General features: G+C 69.0%; 18 protein-coding genes. 15 read left to right on the plus strand and 3 right to left on the minus strand.

Annotated elements, in window-relative coordinates; translation table 11 throughout:
- From Q8M88_RS17290 to Q8M88_RS17340, 11 genes are all read left to right on the plus strand, one after another.
- Positions 1–1,287: cytochrome c oxidase subunit 1 (locus Q8M88_RS17290; RefSeq protein ID WP_305598395.1), on the plus strand; the 1,287-nt coding region annotated here is incomplete at its 5' end.
- Between the two features lie 92 nt (positions 1,288–1,379).
- Positions 1,380–2,375 (plus strand): heme o synthase, encoded by a 996-nt coding sequence (gene cyoE / locus Q8M88_RS17295; protein ID WP_305598396.1) that lies wholly within the window; start codon positions 1,380–1,382, stop codon positions 2,373–2,375.
- Positions 2,372–2,524 (plus strand): hypothetical protein, encoded by a 153-nt coding sequence (locus tag Q8M88_RS17300; RefSeq protein WP_305598397.1) that lies wholly within the window; start codon positions 2,372–2,374, stop codon positions 2,522–2,524. The genes cyoE and Q8M88_RS17300 overlap by 4 nt, the downstream gene beginning before the upstream one ends.
- A complete protein-coding gene (locus Q8M88_RS17305; protein WP_305598398.1) occupies positions 2,502–3,128 on the plus strand; it encodes a cytochrome c oxidase assembly protein in 627 nt (208 codons plus the stop codon). The genes Q8M88_RS17300 and Q8M88_RS17305 overlap by 23 nt, the downstream gene beginning before the upstream one ends.
- 76 nt (positions 3,129–3,204) lie before the next feature.
- Positions 3,205–4,080 (plus strand): cytochrome c oxidase subunit 3, encoded by an 876-nt coding sequence (locus Q8M88_RS17310; RefSeq protein WP_305598399.1) that lies wholly within the window; start codon positions 3,205–3,207, stop codon positions 4,078–4,080.
- On the plus strand, positions 4,080–4,439 hold the full coding sequence (locus Q8M88_RS17315) for a DUF983 domain-containing protein (protein WP_305598400.1): 360 nt from the start codon (positions 4,080–4,082) through the stop codon (positions 4,437–4,439). Before Q8M88_RS17310 ends, Q8M88_RS17315 begins: the two co-directional genes overlap by 1 nt.
- Complete coding sequence (locus Q8M88_RS17320) at positions 4,432–5,157, plus strand: SURF1 family protein (protein WP_305598401.1); 726 nt, start codon at positions 4,432–4,434, stop codon at positions 5,155–5,157. The genes Q8M88_RS17315 and Q8M88_RS17320 overlap by 8 nt, the downstream gene beginning before the upstream one ends.
- Positions 5,157–6,548, plus strand: coding sequence for a threonine synthase (thrC, locus tag Q8M88_RS17325; protein WP_305598402.1), 1,392 nt, complete (start codon positions 5,157–5,159; stop codon positions 6,546–6,548). The genes Q8M88_RS17320 and thrC overlap by 1 nt, the downstream gene beginning before the upstream one ends.
- 58 nt (positions 6,549–6,606) lie before the next feature.
- Positions 6,607–7,815 carry a pitrilysin family protein gene (locus Q8M88_RS17330; protein WP_305598411.1) on the plus strand — a complete coding sequence of 403 codons (1,209 nt, stop codon included), beginning with the start codon at positions 6,607–6,609 and terminating at the stop codon, positions 7,813–7,815.
- Between the two features lie 66 nt (positions 7,816–7,881).
- Complete coding sequence (locus tag Q8M88_RS17335; RefSeq protein WP_305598403.1) at positions 7,882–8,493, plus strand: GNAT family N-acetyltransferase; 612 nt, start codon at positions 7,882–7,884, stop codon at positions 8,491–8,493.
- 30 nt (positions 8,494–8,523) lie between these two features.
- The gene (locus Q8M88_RS17340) at positions 8,524–10,182 is read left to right on the plus strand and encodes a bifunctional diguanylate cyclase/phosphodiesterase (protein ID WP_305598404.1); all 1,659 of its coding nucleotides are present in this window, start codon (positions 8,524–8,526) and stop codon (positions 10,180–10,182) included.
- A gap of 4 nt (positions 10,183–10,186) precedes the next feature.
- On the opposite strand, the gene Q8M88_RS17345 is transcribed toward Q8M88_RS17340, so the two are convergent.
- Positions 10,187–10,750, minus strand: coding sequence for a YqgE/AlgH family protein (locus Q8M88_RS17345; protein WP_305598405.1), 564 nt, complete (start codon positions 10,748–10,750; stop codon positions 10,187–10,189).
- Positions 10,751–10,861: 111 nt separating this feature from the next.
- On the opposite strand from Q8M88_RS17345, the gene Q8M88_RS17350 reads away from it, so the two are divergent.
- Positions 10,862–11,344 carry a peroxiredoxin gene (locus tag Q8M88_RS17350; RefSeq protein WP_305598406.1) on the plus strand — a complete coding sequence of 161 codons (483 nt, stop codon included), beginning with the start codon at positions 10,862–10,864 and terminating at the stop codon, positions 11,342–11,344.
- Here the strand turns inward: Q8M88_RS17350 and Q8M88_RS17355 are convergent.
- Both Q8M88_RS17355 and Q8M88_RS17360 read right to left on the minus strand, forming a co-directional pair.
- On the minus strand, positions 11,341–11,907 hold the full coding sequence (locus Q8M88_RS17355) for a DNA-3-methyladenine glycosylase (protein WP_305598407.1): 567 nt from the start codon (positions 11,905–11,907) through the stop codon (positions 11,341–11,343). The two genes, Q8M88_RS17350 and Q8M88_RS17355, sit on opposite strands and share 4 nt — an antisense overlap.
- Positions 11,904–13,646 carry an acyl-CoA dehydrogenase gene (locus Q8M88_RS17360; RefSeq protein WP_305598408.1) on the minus strand — a complete coding sequence of 581 codons (1,743 nt, stop codon included), beginning with the start codon at positions 13,644–13,646 and terminating at the stop codon, positions 11,904–11,906. The genes Q8M88_RS17355 and Q8M88_RS17360 overlap by 4 nt, the downstream gene beginning before the upstream one ends.
- 160 nt (positions 13,647–13,806) lie before the next feature.
- Between Q8M88_RS17360 and Q8M88_RS17365 the strand changes: the two genes are divergently transcribed.
- The 3 genes from Q8M88_RS17365 to Q8M88_RS17375 are packed head-to-tail and all read left to right on the plus strand — an operon-like array spanning position 13,807 to position 15,956.
- Entirely contained in the window at positions 13,807–14,415 is a 609-nt protein-coding gene (locus tag Q8M88_RS17365) for a YceI family protein (protein WP_305598409.1), read from the plus strand.
- Between the two features lie 15 nt (positions 14,416–14,430).
- Positions 14,431–15,735, plus strand: a complete 1,305-nt coding sequence (locus tag Q8M88_RS17370) for a YceI family protein (protein WP_305598410.1) — start codon at positions 14,431–14,433, stop codon at positions 15,733–15,735.
- Between the two features lie 5 nt (positions 15,736–15,740).
- Complete coding sequence (locus tag Q8M88_RS17375; RefSeq protein WP_371132759.1) at positions 15,741–15,956, plus strand: L-threonylcarbamoyladenylate synthase; 216 nt, start codon at positions 15,741–15,743, stop codon at positions 15,954–15,956.
- Positions 15,957–15,996 lie beyond the last annotated feature (40 nt).

The following is a 15,996-nucleotide window of genomic DNA, read 5'->3' on the forward strand; positions in this document are numbered from 1 at the left end:
GCCTTCCCGCGGATGAACAACATCTCGTTCTGGCTGCTGGTGGCGGCCTGGGTGCTGCTGCTGACCTCGATGTTTGTCGACGGCGGCCCGGGGAAGGGCTTCGGCGGCGGTTGGACGCTCTACCCGCCGCTGTCGACCAGCGGCCATACCGGCCCGGCGATGGACTGCGCGATCCTGTCCGTCCACCTTGCCGGGGCCAGCTCGATCCTGGGCGCGATCAACTTCATCACCACGATCTTCAACATGCGCGCGCCGGGCATGACCCTGCACCGCATGCCGCTGTTCGTGTGGTCGATCCTGGTGACCGTGTTCCTGTTGCTGCTGTCGCTGCCGGTTCTGGCGGGCGCGATCACCATGCTGCTCACCGATCGCAACTTCCACACCCACTTCTTCGACGCGGCGGGCGGCGGCGACCCGGTGATGTTCCAGCACCTGTTCTGGTTCTTCGGTCACCCCGAGGTCTACATCCTGATCCTGCCCGGGTTCGGCATCGTCAGCCACATCGTCTCGACCTTCTCGCGCAAGCCGGTGTTCGGCTACCTGGCGATGGCCTACGCGATGGTCGCCATCGGCTTCATCGGCTTCCTGGTCTGGGCCCACCACATGTACACCGTGGGCATGAGCATCAATCTGCGCGCCTACTTCGTGGCCGCGACGATGGTCATCGCGGTGCCCACCGGCGTGAAGGTGTTCTCCTGGATCGCGACGATGTGGGGCGGGTCGATCGACTTCAAGACGCCCATGCTGTGGGCGATCGGCTTCATCTTCCTGTTCACTGTCGGCGGCGTCACCGGCGTGGTCTTGGCCAACGCCGGCATCGATTACAGCCTGCACGACACCTACTACGTGGTCGCCCACTTCCACTACGTGCTGAGCCTGGGGGCGGTGTTCGCGATCTTCGCGGGCTTCTACTACTGGTTCGAGAAGATCTTCGGCGTGAAGTACCGCGAATGGATGGGCGCCGCCCACTTCTGGATTACCTTCGTGGGCGTGAACCTGATCTTCTTCCCGCAGCATTTCCTCGGCCTGCAGGGGATGCCGCGCCGCTACGTCGACTATCCGGAGGCCTTCACCTACTGGAACCACGTGTCGTCGATCGGCTACGTGGTCACCCTGGTCGGCGTGATCGTGTTCCTGGTGATGCTGCTGGACGCGATGATCTTCCGTCGCGCCGGCGAGGCGAATCCCTGGGGCGAAGGCGCTACGACGCTGGAATGGACGCTGCCCTCGCCGCCGCCGTTCCACCAGTTCAACGAACTGCCGGTGATCAAGCAGGATATCCACTGACCCCGGCGGCCTGGAGCCGTCGAGGAAAGAGCCAAGGGGGCGCGGACCGGAGCATCCGGCCCGCGCCCTTCCGGCGTTTTGAGAGTATCGTCATGGCCATGTCGCCAGCCATCCCGGACGCCCACGCCGCCGCACCGGCGCGATGGCAGGACTATCTGCAGCTCCTGAAGCCGCGGGTGATGTCGCTGGTGGTGTTCACCGCGCTCACCGGCCTGGTCGCCTCGGGCGGCGCCTTGAACCCGATCCTGGGCGCGGTGGCGGTGCTGTGCATCGCGGTCGGGGCCGGGGCCTCGGGCGCGCTGAACATGTGGTACGACGCCGACATCGACGCCCGCATGCGCCGCACGCGGGGCCGTCCCGTGCCGTCGGGACGGGTGCAGGGCTCCGACGCAGCGGCCCTGGGCGTGGTGCTGTCGCTGTTCTCGGTGGCGCTGATGGGGATGGCGCTGAACTGGCTGGCGGCCGGCCTGCTGGCGTTCACCATCGTGTTCTACGCGGTGGTCTACACCATGTGGCTGAAGCGCTCGACGGCGCAGAACATCGTCATCGGCGGGCTGGCCGGCGCGCTGCCGCCGGTGATCGGCTGGGCCGCGGCGACGGGCCACGTCCCGCTCAACGCCTGGCTGCTGTGCGCGATCATCTTCATGTGGACCCCGCCGCACTTCTGGGCGCTGTCGCTCTACACCAGCGAGGACTACCGCAAGGCCGGCGTGCCGATGATGCCGGTGGTCGCGGGGCCGGCGTCGACGCGGCGTCAGATCCTGATCTACTCCCTGCTGTTCGCGCCGCTGTGTATGGTTCCGGCGGTCACCGGCCTGGGCGGCGCGGCCTATCTGGCGGTGGCGGCGATCGGCGGGGCGGTGTTCGTGCTGCTGGCCTGGCGCGTCTACAAGAGCCGCGCCGGCGACACGCCGGAGGTGCGCAACGACGACGGGCTGTACGACGTCAAGGCCAACGCCAAGGACGCCCGCAATCTGTTCGCCTTCTCGATTCTCTATCTGACGCTGCTGTTCGCCACCCTGCTGGGCGAAGGCCTGGCGCATGCGCCCAGGCTGCATCTGCTGGCGGGCATCGGAGGCCCGGCGTGAGCGAACCGCATCGCGATCCGGAGATCGAACGACGCGCGCGGCGCGGCCGCAACGTGGCGCTGGCCCTGGGCCTGGTGCTGTTCGTGATCCTGATCTTCGTCGTCACCATCGTGAGGTTGGGCGCCAATGTCCTCGACCGTCCGATCTGAGGCGCCTGGGCGCTCGCCCGAGGAACGCCGCAACCGGCGCGTGGCGATCATCTGCGCGTCGGGTTTCGTCCTGATGCTGGGCGCGGCGTTCGCCGCCGTGCCGCTCTACAAGGCGTTCTGTCAGGTCACTGGCTTCGACGGCACGGTGCGCCGCGCCGAGGCTGCGCCCGATACGGTGCTGGCGCGCAGGCTGGAGATCCGCTTCGACGCCAACGTCCGCGAACTGCCGTGGTCGTTCAGCGCAGAGCAGGCCAGCCAGACCGTGCGCATCGGCGAGACCGGTCTGGCGTTCTTCAAGGTGACGAACCACGCGAAGACGCCGATCACCGGTCGCGCCGTCTACAACGTCGTGCCGGAACAGGCGGCGGCCTATTTCCAGAAGCTGGAATGCTTCTGCTTCTCCGATCAGACCCTGCAGCCCGGCCAGACGATCGAGTTCCCGGTGGTCTATTTCGTGGATCCGAAATACGCCGACGATTTCGAGACCAAGGGCAAGGAACAGGTGACGCTGTCCTACACCTTCTATCCTGCCGTCGACGCTGCGCCCGGGGCGAAGGCGATCACGGTTTCAGCCCTTGGCGAAAAGGCGCGTGCAGGGCTATAGCGTCACGCGAATTCCGACGTTCGGACCCGGAACCGGGTCCGGGCGGCGAAGGACTACAAGAGGGGTAAGGACCGACATGGCCCACGACGGCGTCAAGCACGACTATCACCTGGTGGATCCCAGCCCCTATCCGCTGGTGGGCTCGATCGCGGCCACGGTCATGGCGCTGGGCGGCGTGGTCTGGATGAAGGGGCTGTTCGGCCTCGATAAGGGCACCTCCTGGGTGTTCTTCATGGGCCTGGCCGGCGTGCTCTACACCATGTTCGGCTGGTGGGTTCAGGTGGTGAAGGAAGCCAACCGCGGCGATCACACCCCCGTGGTGTCGCTGGGCCTGCGCTACGGCATGATCCTGTTCATCGCCTCCGAGGTGATGTTCTTCGTGGCGTGGTTCTGGATCTTCTTCGAGATGGCCCTGTTCCATGGTCAGCGGACGCTGTCCTCGATCGAGGAAGTCCGCACGGCCTGGGCCACCTGGCCGCCGCACGGCGTCGAGACCGTGCCGGCCTGGAACCTGCCGCTGGTCAACACCCTGACCCTGCTGCTATCGGGCACCACGGTCACCTGGGCGCACCACGCGCTGCAGACCGGCGACCGCAAGGGCGCCAAGATCGGCCTGATCCTCACCGTCATCCTGGGCGTGCTGTTCACCTCGATCCAGGCGTACGAGTACCATCACATTCTCGAGCACAAATACTTCTTCAACGAGGAAGCGGCGAACGGCGGCCTCTATGGCTCCTCGTTCTTCATGGCCACGGGCTTCCACGGCTTCCACGTACTGATCGGAACGATCTTCCTGGCGATCTGCCTGCTGCGGCTGATCAAGGGCGGCTTCACGCCGCAGAAGCACTTCGGGTTCGAGGCCGCGGCCTGGTACTGGCACTTCGTCGACGTGGTCTGGCTGTTCCTGTTCGCCTTCATCTACGTGATCTTCGGGGCGTCTGGCGGCCACTGATGGCCGCACCCAACCCTCTGCTGTCGGGGCTGGCGGGTCGCTGCCCCAACTGCGGGGAGGGGCGCCTGTTCGAGGGTTTCCTGAAGGTCTCGCCCCGTTGCGAGGCCTGCGGGTTCGATCTGGCGAAGGCGGATTCCGGTGACGGCCCGGCGGTGTTCGTGATCCTGATCGGCGGCTTCATCGTCGCTTTCGCCGCGCTGTTCACCGAGTTCACGCTGCATCCACCCGTATGGGTGCATCTGGTGATCTTCCTGCCGCCGACGGTGATCGTCTGCATGGGGCTGCTGCGGCCGTTCAAGGGCGCGATGCTGGCCGCCCAGTTCATGAACCGCGCGTCGCAAGCGCGGCGCGATGACTGAGCGCCGCGGGCGCTTTCCGATCGGCGCGACGATCGCCATGATCGTCGCGCTTGCGGCCCTGATCGGCCTGGGCTTGTGGCAGCTTCAGCGGCTGACCTGGAAGACCGATCTGCTGGCCCGTATCGCCGCCCTGCAAGGCGCGCCGGCGACGCTTCTGGGCACGGCGCTCGACAGCGCCGCAGACGGTGCGAATCTGCAGTTTCGCCGCGTGGTGGTGGATTGCCCGGGGCTCGCCCAGGCGCCGTTCCTCGAGCTCTACGGGTTGCGCGAGGGTGGGGCCGGTTCGCGGCTGATCTCGGCCTGCAAGGTCGACGCCGCGCGCTACCGGACCATTCTGGTCGACCGCGGCTTCGTCGCCGACACCATCTCGGCGCGGCCGCCGGTGGACAGAGCGGCGATTGCGCCCGTGCGCATAGTCGGCGTGCTGCGGTTGCCGGACAAAGCGACCTTCGTCACCCCGCCCAACGATGTGGCGGCCAACCGCTGGTTCTCGCGCGACGTGGCGGCGATGGCCAAGGCGTTGGACGCGCCGGCCCCCGCGCCTCTGTTCCTGATGGCCGAAACCTCGTCCAACCCGGAATGGAAGGCGCTGACCCCCGCGCCGATCCCGGCGGAGATCCCGAACCGGCACTTGGAGTACGCCCTCACCTGGTTCGGCCTTGCCGGCTCCCTGCTGGCCGTCTATGCGGCCATGCTCTGGCGCAGATGGAAGAGTTGATGCGTTACGTCTCCACGCGGGGTCAGGCCCCGGCCGTCGGCTTCGTCGATGCGGTGTTGGCCGGGCTCGCCCCCGACGGCGGCCTCTATGTGCCGGAAACCTGGCCGCAGCTGAGCGCCGAAGAAATCGCCGCATTCACCGGCAAGCCCTATCATGAGGTGGCCGCGACGATCATCAGCCTGTTCGCCGGCGACGAGATCTCAGGCGGAGACATCGCCGAGATGTGCGCCGAGGCCTATGGGACCTTCACCCACGCCGCGGTGGTGCCGCTGACCCAGATCACGCCGGGCGCGTTCATCGCCGAGCTGTTCCACGGGCCGAGCCTGGCGTTCAAAGACGTGGCCATGCAGTTGCTGGCCCGGCTCTACGACCACGTGCTGGGCGCCCAACGACGCACCCAGACCATCCTGTGCGCTACCTCGGGCGACACCGGCGGCGCGGCGGTGGAGGCTTTCCGCGGCCGGTCCAACGTGCGTGTCGTGGCGCTGTTTCCAGAGGGGCGCATCTCCGAGGTGCAGCGCCGGTTCATGACCACGGCGGCGGAAAAGAACGTCGCCTGCGTGGCCGTCCAGGGCACCTTCGACGACTGCCAGACGATCGTGAAACAGGCGTTCCAGGACCAGAGCCTGCGCCAGGCGGTCGACCTGTCCGGAGTGAATTCGATCAACTTCGCGCGGATCGCCGCCCAGATCGTCTACTACTTCACCAGTGCGGTGGCGGTCGGCGCGCCGCAGCGGCCGGTGTCGTTCTGCGTGCCGTCGGGCAATTTCGGCGACGCGTTCGCCGGCTACGTCGCCATGCGCATGGGCTTGCCGATCCGCCGCATCGTGGCGGCGACCAACGCCAACGACATCCTGGCGCGCGCCTTCCAGGATGGCCGATATGTGCGCGGCGCGGTGAACTTCACCCAGTCGCCGGCCATGGACATCCAGAGCGCGTCGAATTTCGAGCGGCTGTATTTCGAGTGCGTGCGTCGCGACGGCGTGGAGACGGCGCGGGCCTTTCAGGCCTTCGTCAAGACTGGCGGCTTCGACGTGCCGCCGCAGGCGTTCGCCTCGATGCAGCAGGTGTTCACCGGCGTGTCGGTGAGCGAGGCCGAGACCACGCGCACGATGATCTCGACGCTGAACGAGACCGGCGAACTGATCGACCCTCACACCGCCGTGGCGGTCGCGGCCTTGCACAAGACCGCCGAGGTCAACGAGCCGTTCGTCGTGCTATCCACCGCGCATCCGGCCAAGTTCCCGGAAGCGGTGAGCGCGGCCACGGGCGTGACGCCGGTGCTGCCGCCGGGCTCGGCGAACCTGGCCGACCGGCCGGAGCGGTTCGATCGCCTGCCGGCCGACGCCGACACGATCAAGGCCTACGTGCGCGAATTTGCCCTCGCCTGACGCCCCCACACCCACGGTCCGCACGCTCGCCAACGGCGTGCGGGTGGTCTGCGACCCGATGCCGGGGCTGGAGACCATCGCGCTGTCGGTGGTCGCGGGACGCGGCGCCCGCAGCGAGGGGACGGCGGAGAACGGCTGGTCGCATCTCCTCGAGCACATGGTGTTCAAGGGGGCTGGGCCGCGGTCGTCTCGCGACATCGTCGAGGCCATCGAAGCCGAGGGCGGACAGATCAACGCGGCCACCGGCTACGAGCGCACCAGCTATCAGGTGCGCGCGCTGCGCGACGGGTTGACCCTCGGCCTGCAGGTCTGCGCGGACCTGGTGTTGCGTCCGACCCTTGATGCGGAGGATCTGGCCCGCGAGAAGCAGGTGGTCGGCCAGGAGATCGCCGAGGCGGCCGACACGCCCGACGACCTGGTGTTCGAGATGGCCCAGACCGCGGCGTTCGAAGGCCAGCCCTTGGGTAGGCCGATCCTAGGCACGCCGGAGTCGATCGGCCACGCCACGCCAGACGCTCTCGAGGCCTGGCGCAGGCGCCTGTATGGCGCCGACAGCCTCGTCGTCAGTGTCGCCGGCGCGGTGGACGAGGCGCAGTTGCTGGACCTCGCCGAGCGCGCCTTCGCCGACGCCGCGCCGGCGCCGACGCAAACCCCCGAGGCGGCCCGCTTCGTTGGCGGCGCGAGGCCCCAGGCGAAGAAGTTGGAGCAGGCGAACCTGGTGCTGATGCTGCCGGCGGTTGGCGCGCGCGACCCGGACTATTTCGCGCTTCGCCTGTTCGCCGAAATCCTGGGCGGCGGCATGGCCTCGCGGCTGTTCCAGGAAGCGCGCGAGCGACGTGGCCTGGCCTATGCGGTCGACGCCTACGTCGAGACCTACGCCGACGTCGGCCTGCTCGGCATCTTCGCCGGCTGTGCGGCGCGCGACGCTGTGGAGTTCGCCAAGGTTGCGGCGGGCGAAGTGGCCGGCCTGATCGCCCGCGTCGAGCCGCAGGAGCTGGCGCGCGCCAAGGCGCAGTTGAAGGCGTCGCTGTTCATGGCGCGGGAGTCCGCCTTGGCCCGCGCAGAACAGACCGCGGCCCAGGTGCTGGTGTTCGACCGGCCGTTGAGCGCCGCCGAGCTTGCAGTTCAGATCGACGAGGTGACCGCCCAGGATCTGGGCCGGATCGGCGAGCGGATGCTGAGCGAACGCCGAAGCGTCGCCGCCGTGCTGGGCCCGAAGACGGCGCTGGCCGCCGCGGAGACCTTCGAAAAATCCCTGTTCCACTAGCTTGGCGTTCAGCACGCTGCGCGAGGCCGGGCTTGACCCGCGGGCGATTCACGCGAGGGTTGTCGCATGGCCTTGCTGGATTGGATCGCACCGGAGAGCGGCCCGCGGATCGAGGGCGAAATAGTCCGCCTGCGCACGCCGCGCGCCGCCGACTACATGGAGTGGCGTGACCTGCGCGACCGCTCGCGCGACTTCCTGCAGCCGTGGGAGCCGATCTGGCCGGCCGACGACCTGACCCGCGCCGCCTACCGCCGCCGCCTCGCCGCCTACGCCCGCGACCGCGAGACGGGTTCGGCCTACCCGTTCTTCGTGTTCCGCGCCGAGGACGACGTGCTGACCGGCGGGATCACCCTGTCCAACGTGCGCCGCGGCGTCGCTCAGATGGGATCGGTCGGTTACTGGAGCGGGCGGCCGTTCACCCGGCGCGGCTACACCCTGGCCGCGGTTCGGGCGCTGGTGGACTACGCATTCGGAACCCTGAACCTGCATCGACTGGAAGCGGCGTGCATCCCGAGCAACGATCCGTCGCGCCGGCTGCTGCTCCAGGCCGGCTTCGCGGAAGAGGGAATGGCCCAGGCTTATCTGAAAATTAACGGCGTTTGGCGAGACCATGTGCTGTTCGGTCTCGTGTCTCCGCTGAAGCGGCGCGAAGGCCTGGATGAGGGTGTGTCGGTCTGATCCGACGCTTACGGGCCGGGCATCGCAAGTATGGCGATCGATCGTTGGATCTGGGACGCCACGACGACGCTGGAAGCGTTGGGCGCCGCTGAGGTCGCGTTGTGGTTCTGGGAACCCGAGCTCGATCGCCTGCGGATCACGGGCGCCTCGCGTGCGCTGGGCCTGGGTCCGCTGGCGCCGGAATGCTCTTCCGCGGCGTTGCGCGCGCTCGCGCTTCCCCAGGACCGGGCGCTGGCCGAAGACGTCCTGAAGATCCAAGAGCCGGGCGCCGAGATCGCCATCCGCCTGCGCATGCGCGGCGCCGGCGTCTGTATCTGGCGCGGCGTCTGGCTGGAAGAGGGCCTACGCGCCGCCGGAGTCGTGGCGCCGGAGACGAAGTTCGCCGCCTCCGATCTCGACGGCCTCACCGGACTGCTGGACCGCAAGAGCTTCATCGCCCGCGCGCGCGAAAGGCTGCCCGCGCCTGGCCGCCACGAACTGGTGGTCGCCGACCTCGACCGGCTGCGCCGCCTGAACGAAGCGCTGGGCCACGAGCGCGCCGACCTGGTGTTGGCCGCCCTGGGCTCACGCCTGGCCGCCGCCTTCCCGCCGGAGGCGCTGCTGGCCCGGGTCGGCGAGGATGAATTCGCGGTGTTGACCCAGGCCGCGGACCAGCCCGCCGCAGAGGTGTTGCGGCACGCGCTGGAGCAGCCGCTGCGCATCGCCGGCTTCGACATCCACCCGACACTGTCGATCGGCGCCGTCAGCGCCCAGGGCGGCGACGAGGCGCCGGAGGCCGCAGAACTGTTGCGCCGCGCCGAGCTGGCGGTGGAATCGGCCAAGGGCGCGGGGCGCGGCGGAGCAGCCGCCTACGGGCGCGGACTGGAAAGCGACGGCCTGTCGCGCCTGGCGCTGGAAGGCGACCTGCGCGGCGCCCTCGGCCGTGGCGAACTGATCCCCTATTATCAGCCGATCGTGCGCCTCTCGACGGGCGCGCTGTCGGGTTTCGAGGCGTTGGTGCGCTGGATCCACCCGCGTCGCGGCCTGTTGCTGCCCGACTCCTTCCTGCCGCTGCTGGAAGAGATGGGGCTGATGAGCGACCTGGGCGCGCTGATGATGCGCCAGGCCGGCCACCAACTCGCCGAATGGCGGCGTAACCACCGGGCGGCCGGTGAGCTGACCGTGGCGGTCAACCTGTCGACCGGCGAGATCGAGCGGCCTGACCTGGTGTCCGACGTGGTGGCGATCCGCAAGGAGACCGGCCTGCCGCCGGGCGCTCTGAAGCTGGAGGTCACCGAAGGCGACGTGATGCGCGACCCGGAAGGGGCGGCCGTGATCCTCCGCAATCTGCGCGCGGCGGGGGCGGCGTTGGCTCTGGACGATTTCGGCACCGGCTTCTCGTCCCTGTCGTACCTGACGAGGCTGCCTTTCGACACGCTGAAGATCGACCGCTACTTCGTGCGCACCATGGCCACCAACGAGGGGTCGGCGAAGATCGTCTCCTCGGTGGTGAAGCTGGGCCAGGACTTGTCGCTGGAGGTCGTCGCCGAGGGCGTAGAGAACGCCGGCATGGCGCGCCAACTGCTGTCGCTGGGTTGCGACTATGGGCAGGGCTTCGGGTATGCGCCGGCGCTGTCGCCGCAGGAGGCCGAGGTCTATCTCAACGAGAGCTACGTCGACGGCGCCGCACCCGTGAAGGCGCGCGGCTAGGCGCCTACGCCTGGCCGGCGTGGGCGGAGAGCAGGCCGGCGTCGACGCCGAGCTTGGCCAGGGCCCGGGCCCATTTGCCGGCGTGGTCGCTGCTGAAGATCAGCTCCTCGTCGGCCTCGCACGTCAGCCAGACGTTGCGGCGCAGCTCCTCCTCGAGCTGGCCCGGCCCCCAGCCGGCGTAGCCCAGGACCAGCAACGCGTGGCGCGGGCAGCCGTTGGGGCTGGCCAGGATCTGCAACGCGTCGCGGTTGGGGCTGAGCGCCACCCCGCGCATCACTGCGGCGCTGTGTTCTGGCAGATAGTCGTCGGTGTGCAGCACGAAACCGCGCTCCCGGTCGACAGGGCCGCCGATCAGCACCGGGTCGGGAACGGCGTGCGCAGACGGCGCCACCTCCAGGCGGCGCAGGAGATCGGGCACGGTGACGCCCGCCACCGGCTGGTTCACCGCCACACCCATCGCGTACAGCGGGTCGTGGTTGCAGACCAACACCAGCGCGCGTTCGAAGCGCGGATCGCCAATGCCGGGCATGGCGATCAGCAGCTTGCCCTCGAGGGTTTCACTGTCCATCGCGCGAATGTTTTCGATCGGAACGCGGCGCTTTCAAGTCAAAGCAGGAAAAGGCGTTGGAAGCGGGGCTCCGTGTCGCTATCTGCCAGAGCAGGAACAGGAGAGACGCTCATGACCATCAAAGTCGGCGACAAGCTGCCCACGGTCCAACTCACTCAGGCGACGGCGGAGGGTCCCAAGCCGGTCAGCAGCGACGATATCTTCAAGGGCAAGAAGGTGGCGTTGTTCGCGGTGCCCGGCGCCTTCACGCCGACCTGCTCCGCCAAGCACCTGCCGGGCTACAAGGAGCTGTCCGCCGAGATCAAGGGCAAGGGCGTGGACACCATCGCCTGCCTGTCGGTGAACGACGCCTTCGTCATGAAGGCCTGGGGCGAGAGCCAGAACGTCGGCGAGGACATCGTCATGCTGGCCGACGGCAACGGGGCCTTCACCCTGGCGGTCGGGCTGGGCATGGACGGCTCGAAGTTCGGCATGGGCGCGCGCTCGCAGCGCTATTCGATGATCGTCGACGACGGCGTGGTGAAGGAGCTGAACGTCGAGGCGGCCGGCGAATTCAAGGTCTCCGCCGCCGACTACCTGCTGGCGCAGCTCTAAGGCGCCATTGGACGACTGAGAAAGGCTGAGCCGCGCCATCCGAAACGCCACGGTGTCTCGGCGGCGCGGCTCAGGCCGATCCGCGGGCTCTGGGCTATGGGCGGCTCGCTCGCCCGCGCGCGCAATTCGAACGGCGGCGCGTCCATCGGCAGTGTGTCGTGTTCGTTCGTCACCGCCAGCGCCTGGCACAACCGGCCGGGACCTGCACAGAGTAGGCGGTCGGGCTGTGCGCCGCGCCGCGCACGCATCGCCTCCACCCCATGCAGCGGCGTGATCGCGCGAAACAGCACCGCGCCGCCGACCTGCGGCCCGCAAACCAGGTTCAGGCACCAGTGCAGGCCGTAGGACCGGTAGACGTAGGCATGGCCCGGCGGGCCGAACATCGCGGCGTTGCGCGCCGTCGGACCTGAATAGGCGTGCGAGGCGGGATCGTCGCGATCGTAGGCTTCGGTCTCTACGATCACGCCGCCGACGCCGTCGACCAGCAGTTCGCAGCCGATCAGCGCGCGAGCGAGCTGCGGCGGCGGCAGCAGGAACGCGGCGCGCGGCAGCGCCGTCGTCACAGCGCCTCGGCGGGCACAGCCTCCAGGTCCTGCGCCCCGGCCATCACCGCCTGGGCGAGGCCCGGCGCATGGCTCAGCACATGGGCGGCGTAGAAGCGCGCCAGCGGCGCCTTGGCCTGCAGCCACGGCGCGGCCTGCCCTTCCGCGGCCAGCGCCTGCAGGCCCAGCACCCACCCGCCGACCACGTCGCCGGCCAGTTGCAGGAATGGCGTCGCGCCGGCCATGGAGGCCAGCCCGCGGTTGGCCAGCAGCCAATCCGCTGCAGCGTCAAGCGCGGCGACGCCCTGGATGAGGCCCGCGCCGAGCGGCTGCAGGGCGGGGGAACGGGAAAGGGTCTGCGCTGTCGCCAGGATCTCGGCGGTGAGCGTCTTCAGCACCTCGCCGCCTTCCATGGCGATCTTGCGCCCGATCAGGTCCAGCGCCTGGATGCCGTTGGTGCCCTCGTAGATCGGTGCGATGCGGGCGTCGCGATAGTGCTGGGCGGCGCCGGTCTCCTCGATGAAGCCCATGCCGCCGTGGATCTGCACGCCCAGCGAGGAAACCTCGACGCCGACGTCGGTCGACCAGGCCTTGGCGATCGGGATCAGCAGGTCGCGGCGGGCGGCGGCGGCGGCGCGCTGGCCCTCGTCGTCGCTATGGCTCGCCAGATCGGAGAGCACCGCGGCGGTCAGGCAGATGCCGCGTGCGGCTTCGATCTTGGCCTTCATCAGCATCAGCATGCGACGTACGTCAGGATGGTCGTAGAGGGTCGCGGGATAGTCGGTGGACAGCGCCGCGCGGCCCTGGCGACGTTCCTGGGCGAAGACCAGGGACTGCTGGAACGCGCGCTCGGCGATGCCGACGCCCTGCATGCCGACCTGCAGGCGCGCGGCGTTCATCATGACGAACATGTGGGCCAGCCCCTCGTTGAGGTTGCCCACCAGCTCGGCCTGGGCGCCCTCGTAGAGCATGACGCAGGTGGGCGAGGCGTTGATGCCCATCTTGTGTTCGATGGAACCGGGCCGCAGGTCGTTCAGCGCGCCGGCGCGGCCCTCGTCGTCAATCAGGCGCTTGGCGGCGAGGAACAACGATATGCCTTTGACGCCCGGAGGCGCGTCGGGCAGGCGGGCCAGCACCAGGTGGCAGATGTTCTCCGCCATGTCGTGGTCGCCCCAGGTGATGAAGACCTTCTGGCCGGTGAGGCGATAGCCGCCAGCGCCGTCGGGGTCGGCGCGGGTGGAGACGGCGGCGAGGTCGGAGCCGGCCTGCGGCTCGGTCAGGTTCATCGCCCCGGTCCATTCGCCGGAGATCAGCTTCGGCAGCACCAGACGCTTCTGGCGGTCGGTGCCGTTCATCGCAAGCGCCTCGATGGCCGCCTGGGTCAGCATCGGGCAAAGGCTGAACGCCATGTTCGCGGCGTGGAACATCTCGAAGACCGCAAGCTCGAGCGCCTTCGGCAGCCCTTGGCCGCCATGCGCCGGATCGGCGGCGACGCCGTTCCATCCTCCCGCGGCGAAGGCCTGATAGGCCTGGTCGAAGCCGGGCGCGGCGGTGACCCGGCCGTTCTCGTAGCGCGCGCCTTCGCGATCGCCGATGCGGTTGAGCGGTGCGAGCGCGTTGTCCGCGAGCGCTCCGGCCGCCTCGAGCACCGCCGTCACGGTGTCCGCATCGAGATCGGGGAACGCCTGACCGAGCCTCGAGGGACACCCCACGATGTCCAGCGTGAAGGCCAGGTCGCGGGCGGGCGCGCGATAGGTCATGGGCAGGTCTCCTGATGCAGCAGGCATGGTCTAAGCCGCCGCGCCGCGCGGCTCCACGCCGTTGACCTCACGGCTTCGTGAGTGCGGCCTCTGCTTTCGGCTGGCGAGCGCTTGAACGATCTGGCCTGTGGGGGAACTACAGCCCGGCTTGGAGACGCGCATGTTCCGCCTGATGGTCATCGTCGCCGCGATCTGCGTCTCGCTCGCCGGCGCGGCGCAGGCCGATCCGATCAGCCGCGACCCGACCAAGGTCCCGCCCGGCGCCTACGCGCTGGATTCGCGCCACGCCAGCCTGACCATGAAGCTGGCGCACATGGGCGGGTTCTCGAACTTCGCCATGCGTTTCGACGGCCTGAGCGGCGGCTTCACTTACGATCCGGCCAATGTGGCGGCCACGAGCATGACGCTGGAGATCGACCCGAAGTCGATCCACACGGGCGTGCCGGGCTTCGACGCCGAGCTAGCCGGCCCGCGTTATTTCGACGCCGCGCGGTTTCCGAAGATCACCTTCGTGTCCACCCGCGTCGACGCGGGGCCGGCCGGGCGCGGCTCGGTCACGGGCGACCTGACCTTCATGGGCAAGACCCGGCCGGTGACCCTCGACGTGATCTTCAATGGAGTCGGTCCGGGGCTGATGGGGCAGGGGACGCGCCTGGGGTTCTCCGGCGGCGGGGCCATCAAACGCTCGGAGTTCGGCTTCACTCCCGCTGCGGGATCGGCCGGCGACGAAGTCCAACTCGACTTCGAGATCGAATTCACCAGGAAATAGACCGGAGACGCCTTCATGAGCGCCGCCAGCCGAACGCGCAGCGAGCACTACGCGCCGATCGCCATCCTGCTGCATTGGCTGATCGCCGCGGCGATCATCCTGCAGGTGGTGTTGTCGTCGCGCATGGAGGGGCCGCGCAGCCCCGAGCTGTTCGCGGTCGTGCAGCTGCACAAGTCGGTGGGCGTCACCGTGCTGCTGCTGAGTCTGGTCCGCCTGGGCTGGCGGTTGGCGAACCCGCCGCCGCCGTTGCCCGCGACCATGCCGCGCTGGGAGCGGGTGCTGGCGGCGATCACCCACGTGGGCTTCTACGCGGTGATGATCGGCATGCCGCTGACCGGTTGGATCATGGTCTCGACCAGCCGGATCTCGCTGCCGACGCTGCTTTATGGGGTCGTGCCCTGGCCGCACATCCCGGGCCTCATCGGCCTGACGGGCGACGCACGCCACTTCTGGCACGAGCTCGGCGAGGTCGGGCACGACGTGATCATCAAGGGCTTCTACGTGCTGCTGGCCCTGCACGTGGCCGGCGCGCTGAAGCATCAGCTTTTCAGCCGCGACGAGCCGGTGTTGTCGCGCATGGCCCCCGGCGCCAAGGCGGGCCGCTGGCTGGAGCCCCGCATCGCGATCATCGTCGCCGGCGTGGTCGCGGTGATCGCCTTCGGCATGCTGGTGAAACCGCCGCTGCATGTCGCGGCCCCGGCGCCGAAGCCGGCGGCGGATGTGGCCGAAGAGCCGACTACGCCCGAGTCCGCCGCGGTGGCGACGCCCGCGCCAGTCGCTGCAACGCCGGCAGAGGAGGCCGCCGAACCCGCGACGCCGGCTGAGCCCGTGCGCTGGGCGGTGGCCAAGGGCTCGGAGATCGACTTCGCCACCAACTGGGGCGACACCGCGATCCAGGGGCGGTTCGCGCGGTTCGACGCCGACATCCTGTTCCACCCCGACGCGCTGGACCGATCCAAGGCCACGGTGACCATCGACCTCACCTCCGCCTCTACGGGCGACGCGCAGCGCGACGAGATGCTGCCCTCTTCCGACTGGTTCGACGCGGGCGCTCATCCCAAGGCGGTGTTCACTGCGACCCGCTTCGAGAAGTCCGGCGAGGACCGCTTCGTGGCGCGTGGGACGCTGTCGCTGCGCGGCGTGACCAAGCCGGCCAGCCTGCCGTTCCGCCTGCAGATCGACGGCGACAAGGCCCGTGTGCGCGGTGTAACCACCCTCGACCGGACGGCGTTCGGCGTGGGCCAGGGCGAGTGGACGAGCACCGATCAGATTCCGGCCAGCGTCAAGGTGAGCGTGGACCTGAGGGCGACCAGGCGATAGCCGCGATGGCGCGGGCGTTGCGCGCCGGCCGACTGGTCATGCTGCCCACCGAGACGGTCTACGGCCTCGCCGCCGACGGCGCCGATGCGCACGCGGTCGCCGCGATCTATGCGGCCAAGGGCCGGCCGAGCTTCAATCCGCTGATCGCCCATGTCGCTGATCTCGCCGCCGCCGAGCGCGTCGCCGTGCTGGACGAGCGCTGGAACGCCTACTTCGAGTAGTCGCGCGCGCAGTACCCCTGGGAGCTGGCGCTCAACAGCG

It is taken from the genome of Phenylobacterium sp. (genome assembly GCF_030693805.1).
Classification (GTDB): Bacteria; Pseudomonadota; Alphaproteobacteria; order Caulobacterales; family Caulobacteraceae; genus Phenylobacterium.